We start from the raw sequence: 14,233 nt of genomic DNA on the forward strand, positions 1-14,233 counted from the left end.
AAGCAACGCTTCGTCACAATATTTCGTCACTGTGCAACAAACACGTCTGCCCAGTTGGAAACTGCCCAACGTGGATTGTTGGAAACATTTTTTACGCGCTCATTGGCAACCGTGATAAAGCCCCATTCCGCTACATTGATGAGCGGCAGATCAGCTTCGACCAGTTGCTGGAATTGATGATAAAGCGCGGTGCGCTTTTCCTCGTCAATTTCATGTGCAGCCTTGTCAATGAGCGCGTCCAGTTTCTCATTGGCATAACCGCCCTGATTGGAGAACGGAACGCCTGCTGCAATCCCGCTTTCCACCAGAATGGTCGTCGAAATAGCCGGATCGCCACGATAGACCGTCGGCGCGATGGCGAGATCAAAATCATGATCCGTGTAGACCGCCTTTTGATGTGCCGCTGAATCATTATTGACGATACGCGCATCAATGCCAATTTCCGCCAGCGCCTGCCGCAGATAATCACCAAACTGCCTGGTTTCGTTGAAATATGGGGCTGGCAGCAGCTTCAGTGCAAAGCGCGTGCCGTCCTTGTCGCGCTTATAACCCGCCTCATCCAGCAGCGCATTGGCCTTCGCCACATCGAAAGGATAAGCGGCGACATCGCCCGTATAAAACTGGCTATCATATTGGGGAACCGGCCCAGTCGAAGGCTTGGCAAAGCCCAGGAAAATGGTCTTTACGACGAAATCGCGATCAATCGCATGAGCGATTGCCTGACGAACTTTGAGGTCAGACAATTCCTTGCGGCGATGATTGATTTCAACGACCAGCTGATAGGTCAGCGCCTCATAGCCCTTGGAAATGACATTGATCCCCGGCACTTTCGAAATGCGGTCGAGATCTGCCAGGGGCACGGCGGAAAACGCAGCAAGGTCAATTTCCTCAGCCTCAAGCGCACCCGCAGCCGCAGCCCGATCCGGCAGCACCCGATAGATGACTTCATCGAGATAAGGCTCGCCCTCGCGCCAATAATCATCATTTTTCACAAGGCGATAATATTCCCCGGTTTTGTGCTCGGCATATTTAAATGGGCCAGTGCCAATCAGCTTCTCATTGGCAGGGTTGGCGGCAATATCCGTGCCCTCAAACACATGCTTTGGCAGCACTGCGGTCAGCGCTGGCAGCGCATTGCGAATAAGCTGAAACGGTGTTGGTTCGCTGAAGTGGAAAACTGCCGTATGCTCATCCGGCGTTTCGACTCTCTCCAAGGCCTTGAACACGACGCGGCCAAGATTTTGCAGCGGTTTCCAGACCTGCAACGCCGAAAACGCAACGTCTGCGGATGTAAAGGGTTTACCGTCATGCCATTTGACGCCCTCACGCAGGCGGAAGGTTGCGGTCAGACCGTCATCAGAGCCTTCCCAGCTGATTGCAAGGCGCGGCTCCAGGCCGTTTTCACCGTCGAAGGAAGCTTCAGCCAAAGGCTCGATTACCTTGCTCGCCACGAAGAAAACGCCGTTGGAAGCGACAATGGCCGGGTTGAGATTACGTGGCTCGGAATCTGCCGCAACGATCAGTCGCCCACCTTTTTGCGGCACATCTTCAGCCCGCGCCCAGTGGGGCAACAGCGGCAAAGCCGCAAGCGATGTCGAACCAATCAGAAATGCCCTGCGTGAAGCTACAAACCGAGCCATATCCCTGCCTCCGAAATTCCATTTCCTTTGTCTACAACGGCGCTACGGGAATTGCAGGGTAAATCCTGTCACAGTGGCAATAAATATCGAAACTTGTTTCTCTTTCCGTAAGGCTAATCTATCGGTAGCTCTCTGCGCGCCCAATCCGCTTTAGGGATAGGGTCACCAATCGCATATTGAAACGACGAAACCGCCATATCTTTTGGATTAACTGCGCAATTGAAATCTAGGTTGTACCACTTTGCATGACTTCTGAAGGCACCATCCGACATCTTCAAACGCGTCTCTGTCAGCGTCCCACCTGTGCGTGCCATCATATCGGGAATAATATCAGGCCGATTATGCCGGATTTGCTCCAATGCCTCTATTCCGCAAACTTGAATGACCCGATCCTTAGGAGAAAGCTTTCCCAAAGCCTGTTTGACATGTGGGTTTGACAGCGCGTCCTTCGAATAAATTTTCCTGGCTTTGGTCATCTGCACTTCTTGCTTCGCCAAACTGGCTACACTCACAGACGATTTTTCAGTGCTGAGAATTGGATCAGTGGCAGATGATTTATTCTGATTAGGCTCGGTTTCACCTTCCGCCGGCTGAGGCGCATCTTTGCTCTCTTGGTCGGATGGCTTTGCAGGCTCAATCTTGGTGTTTTCTTTCTCCTCGTTTGCAGCAGTTTCAAAAGCCTTCTGTTCAGATGCGGCTCTGGCAGCATCATCCGACTTATCCGGCTGTTTCTCAGCCTGTGCCAAGGGTGGTGGCGGAACGAGTTCGACCTTCACATCTTCCGGCTGGACAGAATGCGTTGACACCGGAAAGGTGATCAACAGCAGCGCGAGCACGGCACCATGCAGTCCGACCGAAACGATGCCACCCAAAACTGTGTCTTTGTCCACCACCAATGACGATCTCTTCATTTCAGTACAATTTGAAACTGCTTAAAATGATGCGCGTCTCAACCAAAATGAAACATGAAACAATTTCGCTTGAAAAGCATCCCTTTTCCTGACGCCACCAAAGTCATGCACTGTGAGAACGGCGAAGAGACATTGCTTTAATACATAGACTTTGCAAAAAAGCTCAAACATCCGCACGGGCAATTTCCGCCATGCAATACATAGCCCAGCGCTGCTCAAAGAAAGTGATTTTAAATGATTGTTATAGAAAAGCATATATATTGGAAAGTCAGCTTCGCTTTCGGTGCAATGCTCTTGATCACTTCGCCAGTCTATTCGCAGGTTGCATCAACAATTCAGACGCCGCCAGCTTCGGCTGTTGCTGCACTCTCGAGTGAAAAATCTTTGCATGAGCTCGCTTTGGCCAATCTCGTTGCTTCAAACTGTGAAATCAACGATGTCACAAAAGGTGATGCGGCACTGATCGGCGGAACGGCACAAGCCGTGGCAAGTCACATGAACCTGAATATGGACGTTTACATTAGCAACTACCTTCAGCCGGCAATGATGAAGCTTGCCACTCCAACTGCATGCCAAGAGCACGAGCCGATGACAAGCGACGTCTTGCAGAACATAAAAGATTTGGGCGGAACAGTATTAAACTGATTAAGAGAAATTTCTTACATCTTGAAATAAAAAACATTCACAGCTTTTGACATGAAAGATGTAATATAATGTACGAGAAGCGTACCACTCCGCCAATAAGCCATAGCCGTTTCGTTGAACGAATGATGAAACATGTTTTTTATGTGATAGTGGTCATGCTTATCTCAGTGGCGTTCGGTGCGATTGGCTTTATTATTTTTGAAGGTCTGGGACTTGAAGATGCAATACTGCATTCAACCTTCATTCTCAGTGGTTTTGGGTTGATCAGTGTTCCTGCAAGCACGGCAGGCAAAATGTTCGCGGGAATATATGGCCTTTACGCCAATATTTTTTTCTTGGCGGGCTTCAGCATTATGTTTGCGCCGATCATTCACCGCATATTGCACAAAATGCATGCGGATGATTTCTGAACCCAACGCAGCGGAACTCATTTTCTCCTTCCGGCCTTATTAAAGAAATTTCCTTCTTGCCAAACACTTCCCTTGCATAGATCATGGTTAATTATGTGTTGTCGTATTTCGTGAGGAGATATTCGATACGGCACGTACATGGCGAGCTTTTACGGCTCTTTTAACCGCATTTGCGGAGTCTTGTATTGCAGTTTCCGTAAGTGCCTGAAGCTAATCATATTGGAAGAGAGGAAACAGAAATGTCTAGTTTGCTGCCCCCACTTCATAACGGTCATGCACCGATCTATTTGCATCACGCATTTCAGAACGCAATTGATGCCTACGAAGACTGGAATTTGGAAACAGCGGAGCCGGTCGTCGCAATCAATGGAAAGATCACGCGCATCAGCGTGGTTTTCCGGCGACTATGGAATTGTACTGATATTGTCCCGCGTCATACGCTCGAAGCGTTGAGGGATATCGTTCCGTCAAACCTTATTCATGCCGAACGCTGGAAAGACAGCGCTACATTTGCCGAAGCTGCCCATCTCATGCGGACAGCACTTGAATGGCGCAAGGCACGGCGCGTTCCCACTGTCTACTAATAAAAACGGTTATGCTATGGGCGGGATTGAACCCGCCCGTTTTCAATTGCACTCTTTAATTTAAAGCTTGCGGAAACGCACACGCGCACTGCGTTCAATTGCTGCCACAGTCAACTCATCCAGCGTCCAGCGATCACGCAACATCTGCAAAAATTCGAGTTCTTCCTGCTCGACATGAAGGTCAGCCGCCGCCACTTCAACAGCGAGCGCGTAAGCCGTGTCGTAGAGCTTTTCCGGCAAGGCATCATGTGCGAGGTCAAGAATACGTTCCAGGCCATCGTCATAAGAAAGCATTTCCAGACAATCACTGGCGAGCTTAGGCAATCGCGCGGCATCAAAGCCCTGAAAAACCGGCAGACGGGATACCACATTGCTGATCGACGCCAGCTCTGCATCGGTCATCGACGTATCTGCGGCGGAAGTCGTCACCATGATGTAAACGAGTGCGTCCTGAGGTGAAATGTTTTTCATCGAATGCTCCTGCATCGTTCAACCGGAATCATAGTTTCGGCTAATTTTTAAGAAAATTAGGGAGCATATAAGGCTTACGCAAGGAAATTCGGACGTAATCATCGTGGCAAAGATTGACGTCCAAGCTTCGCCGCGCCATAGAGCAATGGTACATAACCGTGCAAAAAATTTCATCAAACAAAGCCCTTCACAGGACATCAGGATAAAATCATGACTTCGCACCGCCTTCCCGAAATTACGCTGACCCCGGAACTGACCGCGGCGGCTGCGGAAGCGAAATCGTGGCCCTTTGAAGAGGCGCGGAAAATCCTTAAGCGGTACGAGAAGACCGGTCTCCCTGAAACGGTGATCTTTGAAACCGGCTATGGACCATCGGGCCTGCCGCATATCGGTACGTTCGGCGAAGTTGCGCGCACCTCGATGGTCCGCCACGCGTTCCGCATCCTGACAGAAGACAAGGTCAAGACGCGCCTGATCTGCTTCTCCGACGATCTCGACGGGATGCGCAAAATCCCCGACAATGTGCCGGACAAGGCAGCCCTTGAGCCGTATCTGCAATTGCCACTTTCAGCCGTACCAAACCCATTTGGCGGCGAATACAAGAGCTTTGCCGAGCATAATAACGCAATGCTCTGCCGTTTCCTCGATACCTTTGGGTTCGATTACGAATTCGCAAGTGCGACCGACTATTACAAGTCGGGCAAGTTCGATGCTGTGTTGCTAAAAGCTGTCGAGCGCTATGACGACATCATGAAAGTGATGCTTCCTACACTCGGTGAAGAGCGTCAGGCGACCTATAGCCCGTTCCTGCCAATCTCACCGAAGTCCGGCCGCGTGCTTTATGTGCCGATGAAGAGCGTGGATGCCAAGGCTGGCACTATTACTTTTGACGATGAAGACGGCGTTGAGACGACGCTTTCCGTCACCGGCGGCAATGTGAAGCTGCAATGGAAGCCGGATTTCGGTATGCGCTGGGCAGCACTCGGCGTCGATTTTGAAATGTTCGGCAAGGATCACCAGACCAATGCGGGCATTTACGACCGCATCTGTGAAATCCTTGGTGGCCGCGCGCCAGAGCATTTCGTCTATGAACTCTTCCTTGATCAGCTTGGCCAGAAGATTTCAAAATCAAAGGGCAATGGTATTGCAATTGACGAATGGCTGGCCTATGCGCCAACTGAAAGCCTTGCACTTTACAATTTCCAGAAGCCCAAGACCGCGAAGAAGCTCTATTTCGACGTGATCCCGAAGGCCGTGGACGAATATTTCACCTATCTTTCGGCTTATAACCGTCAGGAGTGGAAAGACCGTCTGAACAATCCGGTCTGGCATATCCATTACGGCAACCCGCCAAAGGTTGAACTGCCGGTTACATTCGCGCTGATGCTCAATCTGGTGAGCGCGTCCAATGCAGAAAACCCAAGCGTTCTCTGGGGCTTTATCTCGCGCCATGTGCCAGGTGTTACGCCGGAAAACAATCCGGAACTTGACGCGCTCGTTGGCTATGCGATCCGCTACTTCAATGATTTTGTCAAACCGACCAAGCAGTTCCGCGCCCCAGACGATGTGGAGCGCGCAGCACTTGAAGGCCTTGATGCCAAGCTTGCGACGCTGCCAGCTGGTAGCGACGGCAATGACATTCAGAACTCAATTCTGGACGTTGCCCGCGCAATCGAGCGCTATCAGGACCACACTAAGAAGAGCCCTGAAGGCGGCCCCGGCGTATCGGTCTCCTTCTTCCAGATGCTTTATGAAGTGCTGATCGGTCAGGAACGCGGTCCACGCTTTGGTTCCTTTGTTGCCCTCTATGGCATTGATGAAACCCGCGCACTTATTCAGAAGGCGCTTGCTGGCACATTGTCATAACCGACCAAGAATTCGAAAAATGCCCTGCGTTGACCAATCAGCGCAGGGCATTTTTATTTATATCATCTTCCATTCTAATTGAAGCTAAGCAAAGGAGAAGACCTCCAATGTCCAACACGCGCCTTCCGAAAACCATTTCACAGTTTTAGGGCGCGATCTAGTTTTGCGGCGCCGGTGGGAATTCTCCATCAAGCTGCTGTGGTCGTATCGATTGATCAGGCGTCGCTGGTGCTTGTATTATTGGCTGATCAACCCCATTACCAAACTCCGGCAACGCAGTTTCAGGTTTATTCCCATAGATCCCGAGTTTTCCCGCTTCTGCTTTTTCACCAGCGTCCTGATAGGCACCACCCGCAACAGCTTTCGCCCAACCATTAGCAACGAGCCACTGCGCTGCATCGTCATTACCGACGCTGCACTGCGTTGAAACAGCAGCACCACTGTCATCCTTCGGCAGGCGGCACATAATTGCCCGTGCGCGTAACCATTGGCGAAAGGCTGTGCGCGCCTGCATACCACATGGCCAATTTTCACCCGATGACGACTGGCAGGATTGCTCAACCGGCATGACTTCTATGCCTTGCAAATCGACAATACGCCCCTGACTTTCAAGCCGACCTGCTGCAATTGCAACAGGACGCTGCAAAAGCTGCATTTGCTCACCCTCGTCCACCGAGATGGCAGGAGCAGGTGGCTCCGGTGGCTTTGGCGCGGAGGCTAAGCCAAGATCACTCAAAGGTGGCCGCGCAGGCTCACGCTCAAACCCGCTCTGCCCTGGTTCGCTTTGACCACTCTGACTGGCAGAGTTCTGTTCATTAGTGTTTGGTGCAGCTTCAGGAGCCGGAGCATCTGGCGCTAAAGGATTATCTGCATCTTTGTCGGGTTCGTTATAGTCAAACTGCTCTACGACAATTCCATTGCCCGAACCCGCTTCCACTTTGCTTTCACCGTCGCCGCTTTCGACAACAGTCACCGGGCGATCCAGCGCGCCATAAAACGGTGCAACGAATGCAGCGGCGAGGATGGCTCCAGTAAGACTGGCTAAACTACCGAAAACAATCCGTGCATTACTCTTACGAGGCGGCTTGGTCATTACTGGCTGGCCCACAGAATGCGTGCGACCCAATCAACATCTTTCATTTCAAAAGCGCGGTTCGGAAATTCAGGATTGAACGAATGCAATTCGATCGTACGTGGTGTCTGGCGATGCAATATTTTAGCCATTACCTCTCCTTCTTTCGTGCGAACGACGACGCGGTCACCACGGCGAACCGCTGCATTGGGTGCTACCACCAGCGTATCGCCGTCGCGATAGAGCGGCAACATCGAGTCACCAGAAACTTCCAGAGCATAGACATGATCGTTGGGTGCCGCTGGAAACTGCACGACATCCCAGCCCTGGCCTGCAGGGAAACCGGCATCATCAAAATATCCGCCACCACCTGCTTCTGCCATGCCAAGCAGCGGAATTGCGCTTGGTTCCTGCAAATACTCACCATAATTCGGCGTCGAATTTTCACCACGAATGAGCCGGGTAAATTCATCAAATGTTGCCCCGGTGGCTTCCATCACCTTGGCAAGTGACTCTGTTGAAGGCCAACGCGCACGACCATCTGATGCATATCGCTTGGATTTGTTAAAGGTCGTTGGATCAAGCCCTGCACGACGCGCAAGACCGGACGCACTTAAAGAACTGCGCTCTGCCAAGGCATCAATCGCAGCCCATACGCTATCGTGAGAAAACATTGCCAAAACCTACGAAAGAGGATTTTAAACCTAATTACCTAACATATATTGTGGCAAACTTAACAGAATTCCTAAAACGACGCAAGATGTGCGATTTTGCAGGTAAATTTTCTTATACATAGACGAAACGCGCAACATTGGAATGTCGCGCGTTTCTCGTTTCAGACAAAATTTATACGTTAAGCGGCTTTCTTCGCTTCACTTTTATACGGATTGAAGCGCTGGTAAAAGCTTTCGCCATTCTCTGCCATATCGGCAAGCAGCTTTGGTGCCTTGAACTGCTGGCCGTATTTGCGCTGCAACTCCTTGGCAAGCTTGACGAACTTCTTAGCTCCCATGCCGTCGATATATGACAGTGTGCCGCCAGTATAAGGTGCAAAACCAAAGGCCAGAATGGAGCCGACATCGGCTTCACGCGGATCAGTGACAATGCCCTCTTCCATAACGCGCGCAGCTTCCAGAGCAATCGTCACGAGGAAGCGCTCTTTCAGTTCCTTCACGTCAATTTTATCCGGGTTCTGCTGCGGATAGAGGTCTTTCAAACCGGCCCAGAGATGCTTCTTGGCAGGCTTGGCTGGGTATTCGTAGAAGCCCTTGCCGTTCTTGCGGCCCTTACGGTCAAACTCATTGACGAGCCTGTCAACCAATTCGACATGGCGCGGATCAACGGCCTTTTCACCAAGATCGGCAAGGGTTGCCTTGAGGATTTTCTGCGAGAGATCAATTGCCGTTTCGTCGTTGAGCGCAAGCGGGCCAACCGGCATACCGGCCATACGGGCGGCATTTTCGATCATCGCAGCAGGAACACCTTCAACGAGCATGTTGTAGGCTTCCGACATATAACGCAGCACGCAGCGATTGACGTAGAAACCGCGCGTGTCGTTGACGACAATTGGCGTCTTTTTGATCGCACGAACATAATCAAGGGCTACGGCCAATGCCTTGTCGGACGTCTTCTTGCCCAGGATCACTTCCACCAGCATCATCTTATCGACGGGCGAGAAGAAGTGAATACCGATGAAGTTCTTCGGACGCTTGGAGACTTTAGCAAGGCCAGTGATTGGCAGGGTCGAGGTATTGGACGCAAAGACCGCAGAAGTTTTCAGTACCTCCTCGGCCTTTTCGGTCGCCACACGCTTGACTTCGCGGTCCTCAAACACAGCTTCGATCACCAGATCGGCACCTTCAAGCAGCGCATAGTCAGGCGTTGCGGTGATGAGCGACAGGAGCTTTTCCTTGTCGGCTTCCGTCGCGCGGCCCTTCTGCATTTCCTTGGTGATAAGATCAGCCGTATGGGCCTTGCCCTTATCGGCAGATTCCTGATCGCGATCGATCAACACCACCGGAATGCCAGCTTTGGCCGTCACATAGGCAATGCCTGCACCCATAAAGCCAGCGCCAATCACACCGATCTTCTTAAACTTGGTTGGCTTTTCATCGGCTGGACGACGCGCGCCCTTGTTCAATTCCTGCAACGATACGAACAGCGAACGGATCATCATGCCCGCTTCGGTCGTCTGGAGAATTTCGGTGAAGTAGCGCTGTTCGATCTTAAGGCCGGTATCGAATGGAACCAGAAGGCCTTCATATACCGATTTCAGGATAGCGAGTGCCGCCGGATAATTGCCCGACGTTTCACGGCGCAGAATGGCGGTTGCAGCAGGCCAGAGATTTGCACCAGCAGCCGAATAAATAGCTCCGCCCGGCAGCTTGAAGCCTTTTTCATCCCATGGCTGAACCGGCTTGAGACCACCCTTAATAAGCTTCTTGGCGGTTTCAACGAGCTTCTTGGCAGGTGCTACTTCGGTAATAAGCCCCATCGCCTTGGCGCGCTGCGCCGTCAGGCTTGAGCCAGTCGTCATCATCTGCAAAGCGTCCTGCTGGTTGGCAAGGCGTGGCACACGCTGCGTACCGCCAGCGCCCGGAAACAGGCCGACTTTCACTTCCGGCAGACCCATTTTCACGCCCGGCGCGTCGGATGCAACACGGGCATGACAAGCGAGCGACATTTCAAATGCGCCGCCCATGCAGGTGCCATTGATGGCTGAAACCCATGGCTTGCCCGAGGTTTCCAGCTTGCGGAACAGTCCGCCCATACGACCTACATTGTCGAACAGTGACTGGACAGCAGCCTGCTTGTCCTCTGCCTTTTGCTTCTGGAATTCCTTGAACATGCCTTCGAGCATGGTCAGGTCTGCTCCGCCGGAGAACGTGTCTTTGCCCGACGTGATGACCACGCCCTTGACCTTTTCGTCGGCAGTCGTCGCGTCGATGATGGCGTTCAGTTCCTGCATCGCCTCGACGGTGAAAACATTCATCGACTTTTCGGGCATGTCCCATGTGACGAGAGCGATGCCATCGGTGTCGGTCTCAACTTTGAAATTTACGTAAGCCATTGTTTAAACCTCCCTTTACACGCGCTCGATGATCGTGGCCGTACCCATACCAGCACCGATGCACAAAGTGACCAGTGCGGTGTTTAGGTCGCGGCGTTCCAATTCATCCAGCACCGTGCCGAGTATCATCGCGCCGGTTGCACCCAGCGGGTGGCCAAGCGCAATCGCGCCGCCATTGACGTTGATCTTGTCGTGCGGAATGTCAAAGGCCTGCATGTAACGCAGAACCACGGCAGCGAAGGCTTCGTTCAACTCGAAAAGATCGATGTCCGAGAGCTTCATCTTGGCCTGCTTCAGAAGCTTTTCCGTTACATCAACCGGGCCAGTCAGCATAAGGGCTGGTTCAGAGCCGATATTGGCAAAAGCACTGATACGCGCACGCGGCTTGATGTCAAAGGCTTTTCCGGCCTTTTTCGAGCCAACAAGAACACCAGCTGCGCCATCAACGATACCAGACGAATTACCGGCATGGTGAACGTGATTGATGGCTTCTACTTCTGGGTGTGCCTGAATGCCAACAGCATTGAAGCCGCCCATTTCGCCCGGCATCACAAAGGATGGGTTGAGCTGGCCAAGCGCCTGCATATCAGTGCCGGGACGCATATGCTCGTCATGGTCAAGAATGGTGAGGCCGTTTTGATCCTTGATCGGAATGACCGAATTCTTGAAATAGCCCTTTTCCCACGACTTGGCGGCGCGTTTCTGGCTTTCGACTGCATAGGCATCAACGTCATCGCGCGAGAAACCATACTTCGTGGCAATCAGATCGGCAGAGACGCCCTGCGGCATGAAAAAGCCCGGAAATCCAACCGATGGGTCCATATACCAGGCACCGCCCGACATGCCCATGCCAACGCGGGACATGCTTTCAACGCCACCAGCAATCACCAGATCGTCGGCACCGAACGCAACCTTGGCTGCAGCCAGATTGATGGCATCCAGACCAGATGCGCAGAAACGCGAAATCTGAATGCCGGGTGCCTTGAAGTCGTACCCAGCTTCAAAAGCCGCAGATTTCGGAATGACAGCCCCTGCTTCGCCGACGGGATCGACGCAGCCGAAAATAATGTCATCGACCTTTGCCGTGTCGATGCCGTTGCGGTCGCGCAAGGATTCCAGAACCTTCGCGCCCAGACGAACGGCAGGCACTTCATGCAGACTACCGTCTTTCTTGCCACGTCCGCGTGGTGTGCGCACGTGATCGTAAATATAAGCCTCAGCCATTTTTTCTCCTTCCCGCTAAGTTCGAAAACGTAGCCTGATCTCTAACTCAAAATGCGTCTGCGTTAAGCGCCATCATGCTCTCTGCACCCGACTGTATGCGCGCGAGATGAGCCACACTTTCCGGCATGATCCGCTCGAAATAGTAGCGAGCCGTGACAAGCTTTGCTTCAAGATAAGCCTTGTTGCCCTCGCCCGCAGCCAGCTTTTCTTCGGCAACCTTCGCCATGCGCCCCCACATGTAACCAAGCGCCACCAGACCAAACAGATGCATGTAATCATTCGATGCTGCACCCGCATTGTCTGGCTTTGCCATCGCGTTCTGCATCAGCCACATGGTTGCGGCCTGAAGATCGTTGACGCCCTTCTTCAGATGCTTGGTGAAAAATGAGAGCTTTTCATTTTCGCGATTGATTTCGCAGAACTCGCCCACTTCCTTGAAGAAAGCCGTGATCGCACGACCACCATTCAGTGCCAGCTTGCGGCCAACCAGATCAAGTGCCTGAATGCCGTTAGCACCTTCATAGATCATAGCAATACGCGCATCGCGCACATATTGGCTCATGCCATGTTCTTCGATATAGCCGTGACCGCCAAACACCTGCTGCGCCATGACAGCATGTTCAAAACCCTTGTCGGTCAGAACGCCTTTCAGCACAGGTGTAAGCAGGCCAACGAGATCGTCTGCAGCCTGACGCTCTGCTTCATCGCCGGAACGATGGGCAATATCAGAATTAAGCGCAGTCCAGAGGATAAGCGCGCGACCGGCTTCATTGAAGGCGCGGATATTCATCAGGTTGCGGCGGATATCGGGGTGTACGATGATCGGGTCTGCCTTCTTGTCAGGTGCTGCTGCACCCGAAAGGGCACGGCCCTGAATACGCTCACGCGCATAGATCGCAGCGTTCTGATAAGCGGTTTCCGCAATCGAAAGACCCTGCAAAGCCACGCCAAGACGCGCTTCATTCATCATGGTAAACATGGCGCGCAGGCCCTTATGGGCCTCGCCAATCAGGAATCCCCTCGCATCGTCGTAGTTCATCACACAGGTTGCATTGCCATGGATACCCATCTTTTCTTCGATGGAGCCACAGGACACGCCGTTGCGTTCGCCAGGATTCCCATCGGCATGCAGGATGAACTTCGGTACGATGAACAGCGAAATACCTTTCACGCCTTCAGGTGCACCGTCAATACGAGCCAACACCAGATGGATGATATTTTCCGACATGTCATGTTCGCCAGCAGAGATGAAAATCTTCTGGCCGGAAATCTTGTAGGAATCATCGTCCTGCGGCGTTGCGCTCGTGCGCAAAAGACCCAGATCCGTGCCGCAATGCGGCTCGGTCAGGTTCATGGTGCCGGTCCATGTGCCTTCGACCATCTTTGGCAGATATGTTTCTTTCTGCTCATCCGTACCGTGGGTAAGGATCGCAGCAATCGCGCCCTGCGTCAGCCCCGGATACATGGTGAGCGCCATATTGGCCGACGACATATATTCGCCAACAGCTGTATGCAACAGATATGGAAGTCCCTGCCCGCCATATTGCTCTGGAACCGCAAGACCAAGCCAGCCGCCTTCGCGATACTGATCATAGGCCGCTTTGAAACCTTTAGGCGTCTTCACCGAACCATCAGATGCGCGGGCGCAGCCTTCCTGATCACCGGTATGATTGACCGGAAACAGCGTGCCTTCGGCAAGCTTCGCGCCTTCAGACAAAATCGCTTCAACCACATCAGGCGATGCATCAGCAAAACCCGGCAAATTATTATAACGCTGATAATTCAGAACGTCATTGAGAACGAAATTTGTATCCTCAACTGGTGCGCGATAACTCGGCATAGAAATCCTCCAAAGCATTTACCAAATCAGCTCCGCATCAAGCGGCGCAGGTTCCCACCTGCATGTAAAACTTTACCTATGTGCACTGTCTCACAAGAAACGCTCAAATGCGTGACAGCATAACTTCCTCACAAAAATGGGGCCTAAAACTCGAAAAAATAGCCATTTTTGCCCAATTTAAAGCACTAATTGTTCAAAGCTCAAAGAAAGCGCTTCAATTCCGCGATCACCTTAACCGACTTTGACGTTTCCGTAAACGTCAAAATATGTTTAAACAAAGCCAAGCGTTTCGCTCGCTATTGTAAATGTAAACGCCGCCTAGGTTTGTCTCCCTGCGCCTTGGTATGGTCATTTCGTTGCGTTTGATTTGTCCACATAAGAAAAACCCGCAAAACTTGGCTCCAGAATTTTACATCGCGGGCCATACGAATCAGTGAACTTGATTGCTGTCTTATGTCCGCGTTGGCGAAGCAGGCGGCAGTCGCCCTAGCGGAGCAAAA

General features: G+C 52.0%; 12 protein-coding genes. 4 read left to right on the forward strand and 8 right to left on the reverse strand.

Going from position 1 to position 14,233, the window contains the following annotated elements:
- Positions 1 to 26: 26 nt before the first annotated feature.
- Together U2P60_RS06080 and U2P60_RS06085 are read right to left on the reverse strand one after the other, a co-directional pair.
- Positions 27 to 1,640, reverse strand: a complete 1,614-nt coding sequence (locus U2P60_RS06080) for an ABC transporter substrate-binding protein (RefSeq protein WP_413571805.1) — start codon at positions 1,638 to 1,640, stop codon at positions 27 to 29.
- 113 nt (positions 1,641 to 1,753) lie between these two features.
- On the reverse strand, positions 1,754 to 2,533 hold the full coding sequence (locus U2P60_RS06085) for a DUF930 domain-containing protein (RefSeq protein ID WP_413571806.1): 780 nt from the start codon (positions 2,531 to 2,533) through the stop codon (positions 1,754 to 1,756).
- A 252-nt stretch (positions 2,534 to 2,785) separates the two neighbouring features.
- Between U2P60_RS06085 and U2P60_RS06090 the strand changes: the two genes are divergently transcribed.
- The 3 genes from U2P60_RS06090 to U2P60_RS06100 all read left to right on the forward strand — a co-directional run bounded on the left by U2P60_RS06090 (position 2,786) and on the right by U2P60_RS06100 (position 4,190).
- A complete protein-coding gene (locus U2P60_RS06090) occupies positions 2,786 to 3,196 on the forward strand; it encodes a hypothetical protein (RefSeq protein WP_413571807.1) in 411 nt (136 codons plus the stop codon).
- Between the two features lie 68 nt (positions 3,197 to 3,264).
- A complete protein-coding gene (locus tag U2P60_RS06095) occupies positions 3,265 to 3,606 on the forward strand; it encodes a hypothetical protein (RefSeq protein ID WP_313829763.1) in 342 nt (113 codons plus the stop codon).
- A 239-nt stretch (positions 3,607 to 3,845) separates the two neighbouring features.
- Positions 3,846 to 4,190: a hypothetical protein gene (locus U2P60_RS06100; RefSeq protein ID WP_413571809.1), complete on the forward strand. Its 345-nt coding sequence runs from the start codon at positions 3,846 to 3,848 to the stop codon at positions 4,188 to 4,190.
- Positions 4,191 to 4,250: 60 nt separating this feature from the next.
- Here U2P60_RS06100 and U2P60_RS06105 read toward each other — a convergent pair whose 3' ends face one another.
- Positions 4,251 to 4,661 (reverse strand): tellurite resistance TerB family protein, encoded by a 411-nt coding sequence (locus tag U2P60_RS06105; RefSeq protein ID WP_313829765.1) that lies wholly within the window; start codon positions 4,659 to 4,661, stop codon positions 4,251 to 4,253.
- Between the two features lie 210 nt (positions 4,662 to 4,871).
- Here U2P60_RS06105 and U2P60_RS06110 point away from each other — a divergent pair, with 210 nt between their 5' ends.
- Positions 4,872 to 6,527, forward strand: coding sequence for a lysine--tRNA ligase (locus U2P60_RS06110; RefSeq protein WP_413571810.1), 1,656 nt, complete (start codon positions 4,872 to 4,874; stop codon positions 6,525 to 6,527).
- A gap of 157 nt (positions 6,528 to 6,684) precedes the next feature.
- Here the strand turns inward: U2P60_RS06110 and U2P60_RS06115 are convergent, their stop codons facing one another.
- From U2P60_RS06115 to U2P60_RS06135, 5 genes are all read right to left on the reverse strand, one after another.
- The gene (locus U2P60_RS06115; protein WP_413571811.1) at positions 6,685 to 7,620 is read right to left on the reverse strand and encodes a thermonuclease family protein; all 936 of its coding nucleotides are present in this window, start codon (positions 7,618 to 7,620) and stop codon (positions 6,685 to 6,687) included.
- Positions 7,620 to 8,273 (reverse strand): helix-turn-helix transcriptional regulator, encoded by a 654-nt coding sequence (locus tag U2P60_RS06120; protein WP_413571812.1) that lies wholly within the window; start codon positions 8,271 to 8,273, stop codon positions 7,620 to 7,622. Before U2P60_RS06120 ends, U2P60_RS06115 begins: the two co-directional genes overlap by 1 nt.
- A 179-nt stretch (positions 8,274 to 8,452) precedes the next feature.
- A complete protein-coding gene (locus U2P60_RS06125; protein WP_413571813.1) occupies positions 8,453 to 10,669 on the reverse strand; it encodes an FAD-dependent oxidoreductase in 2,217 nt (738 codons plus the stop codon).
- Between the two features lie 15 nt (positions 10,670 to 10,684).
- Positions 10,685 to 11,893 (reverse strand): acetyl-CoA C-acetyltransferase, encoded by a 1,209-nt coding sequence (locus U2P60_RS06130; RefSeq protein WP_413571815.1) that lies wholly within the window; start codon positions 11,891 to 11,893, stop codon positions 10,685 to 10,687.
- Positions 11,894 to 11,939: 46 nt separating this feature from the next.
- Positions 11,940 to 13,733: an acyl-CoA dehydrogenase C-terminal domain-containing protein gene (locus tag U2P60_RS06135; protein ID WP_413571816.1), complete on the reverse strand. Its 1,794-nt coding sequence runs from the start codon at positions 13,731 to 13,733 to the stop codon at positions 11,940 to 11,942.
- Positions 13,734 to 14,233: the final 500 nt, after the last annotated feature.

It is taken from the genome of Brucella sp. H1_1004 (assembly GCF_047308065.1).
GTDB classification, from domain to species: domain Bacteria; phylum Pseudomonadota; class Alphaproteobacteria; order Rhizobiales; family Rhizobiaceae; genus Brucella; species Brucella pseudogrignonensis_B.

Excerpts from the sequence above, each read along its gene's own strand:
- U2P60_RS06090 (WP_413571807.1), top strand. The coding sequence starts at position 2,786 with ATGATTGTTATAGAAAAGCATATATATTGGAAAGTCAGCTTCGCTTTC.
- U2P60_RS06100 (WP_413571809.1), top strand. The coding sequence starts at position 3,846 with ATGTCTAGTTTGCTGCCCCCACTTCATAACGGTCATGCACCGATCTAT.
- U2P60_RS06115 (WP_413571811.1), bottom strand. The coding sequence starts at position 7,620 with ATGACCAAGCCGCCTCGTAAGAGTAATGCACGGATTGTTTTCGGTAGT.
- U2P60_RS06120 (WP_413571812.1), bottom strand. The coding sequence starts at position 8,273 with ATGTTTTCTCACGATAGCGTATGGGCTGCGATTGATGCCTTGGCAGAG.
- U2P60_RS06110 (WP_413571810.1), top strand. The coding sequence starts at position 4,872 with ATGACTTCGCACCGCCTTCCCGAAATTACGCTGACCCCGGAACTGACC.
- U2P60_RS06130 (WP_413571815.1), bottom strand. The coding sequence starts at position 11,893 with ATGGCTGAGGCTTATATTTACGATCACGTGCGCACACCACGCGGACGT.
- U2P60_RS06125 (WP_413571813.1), bottom strand. The coding sequence starts at position 10,669 with ATGGCTTACGTAAATTTCAAAGTTGAGACCGACACCGATGGCATCGCT.
- U2P60_RS06105 (WP_313829765.1), bottom strand. The coding sequence starts at position 4,661 with ATGAAAAACATTTCACCTCAGGACGCACTCGTTTACATCATGGTGACG.
- U2P60_RS06135 (WP_413571816.1), bottom strand. The coding sequence starts at position 13,733 with ATGCCGAGTTATCGCGCACCAGTTGAGGATACAAATTTCGTTCTCAAT.
- U2P60_RS06095 (WP_313829763.1), top strand. The coding sequence starts at position 3,265 with ATGTACGAGAAGCGTACCACTCCGCCAATAAGCCATAGCCGTTTCGTT.
- U2P60_RS06080 (WP_413571805.1), bottom strand. The coding sequence starts at position 1,640 with ATGGCTCGGTTTGTAGCTTCACGCAGGGCATTTCTGATTGGTTCGACA.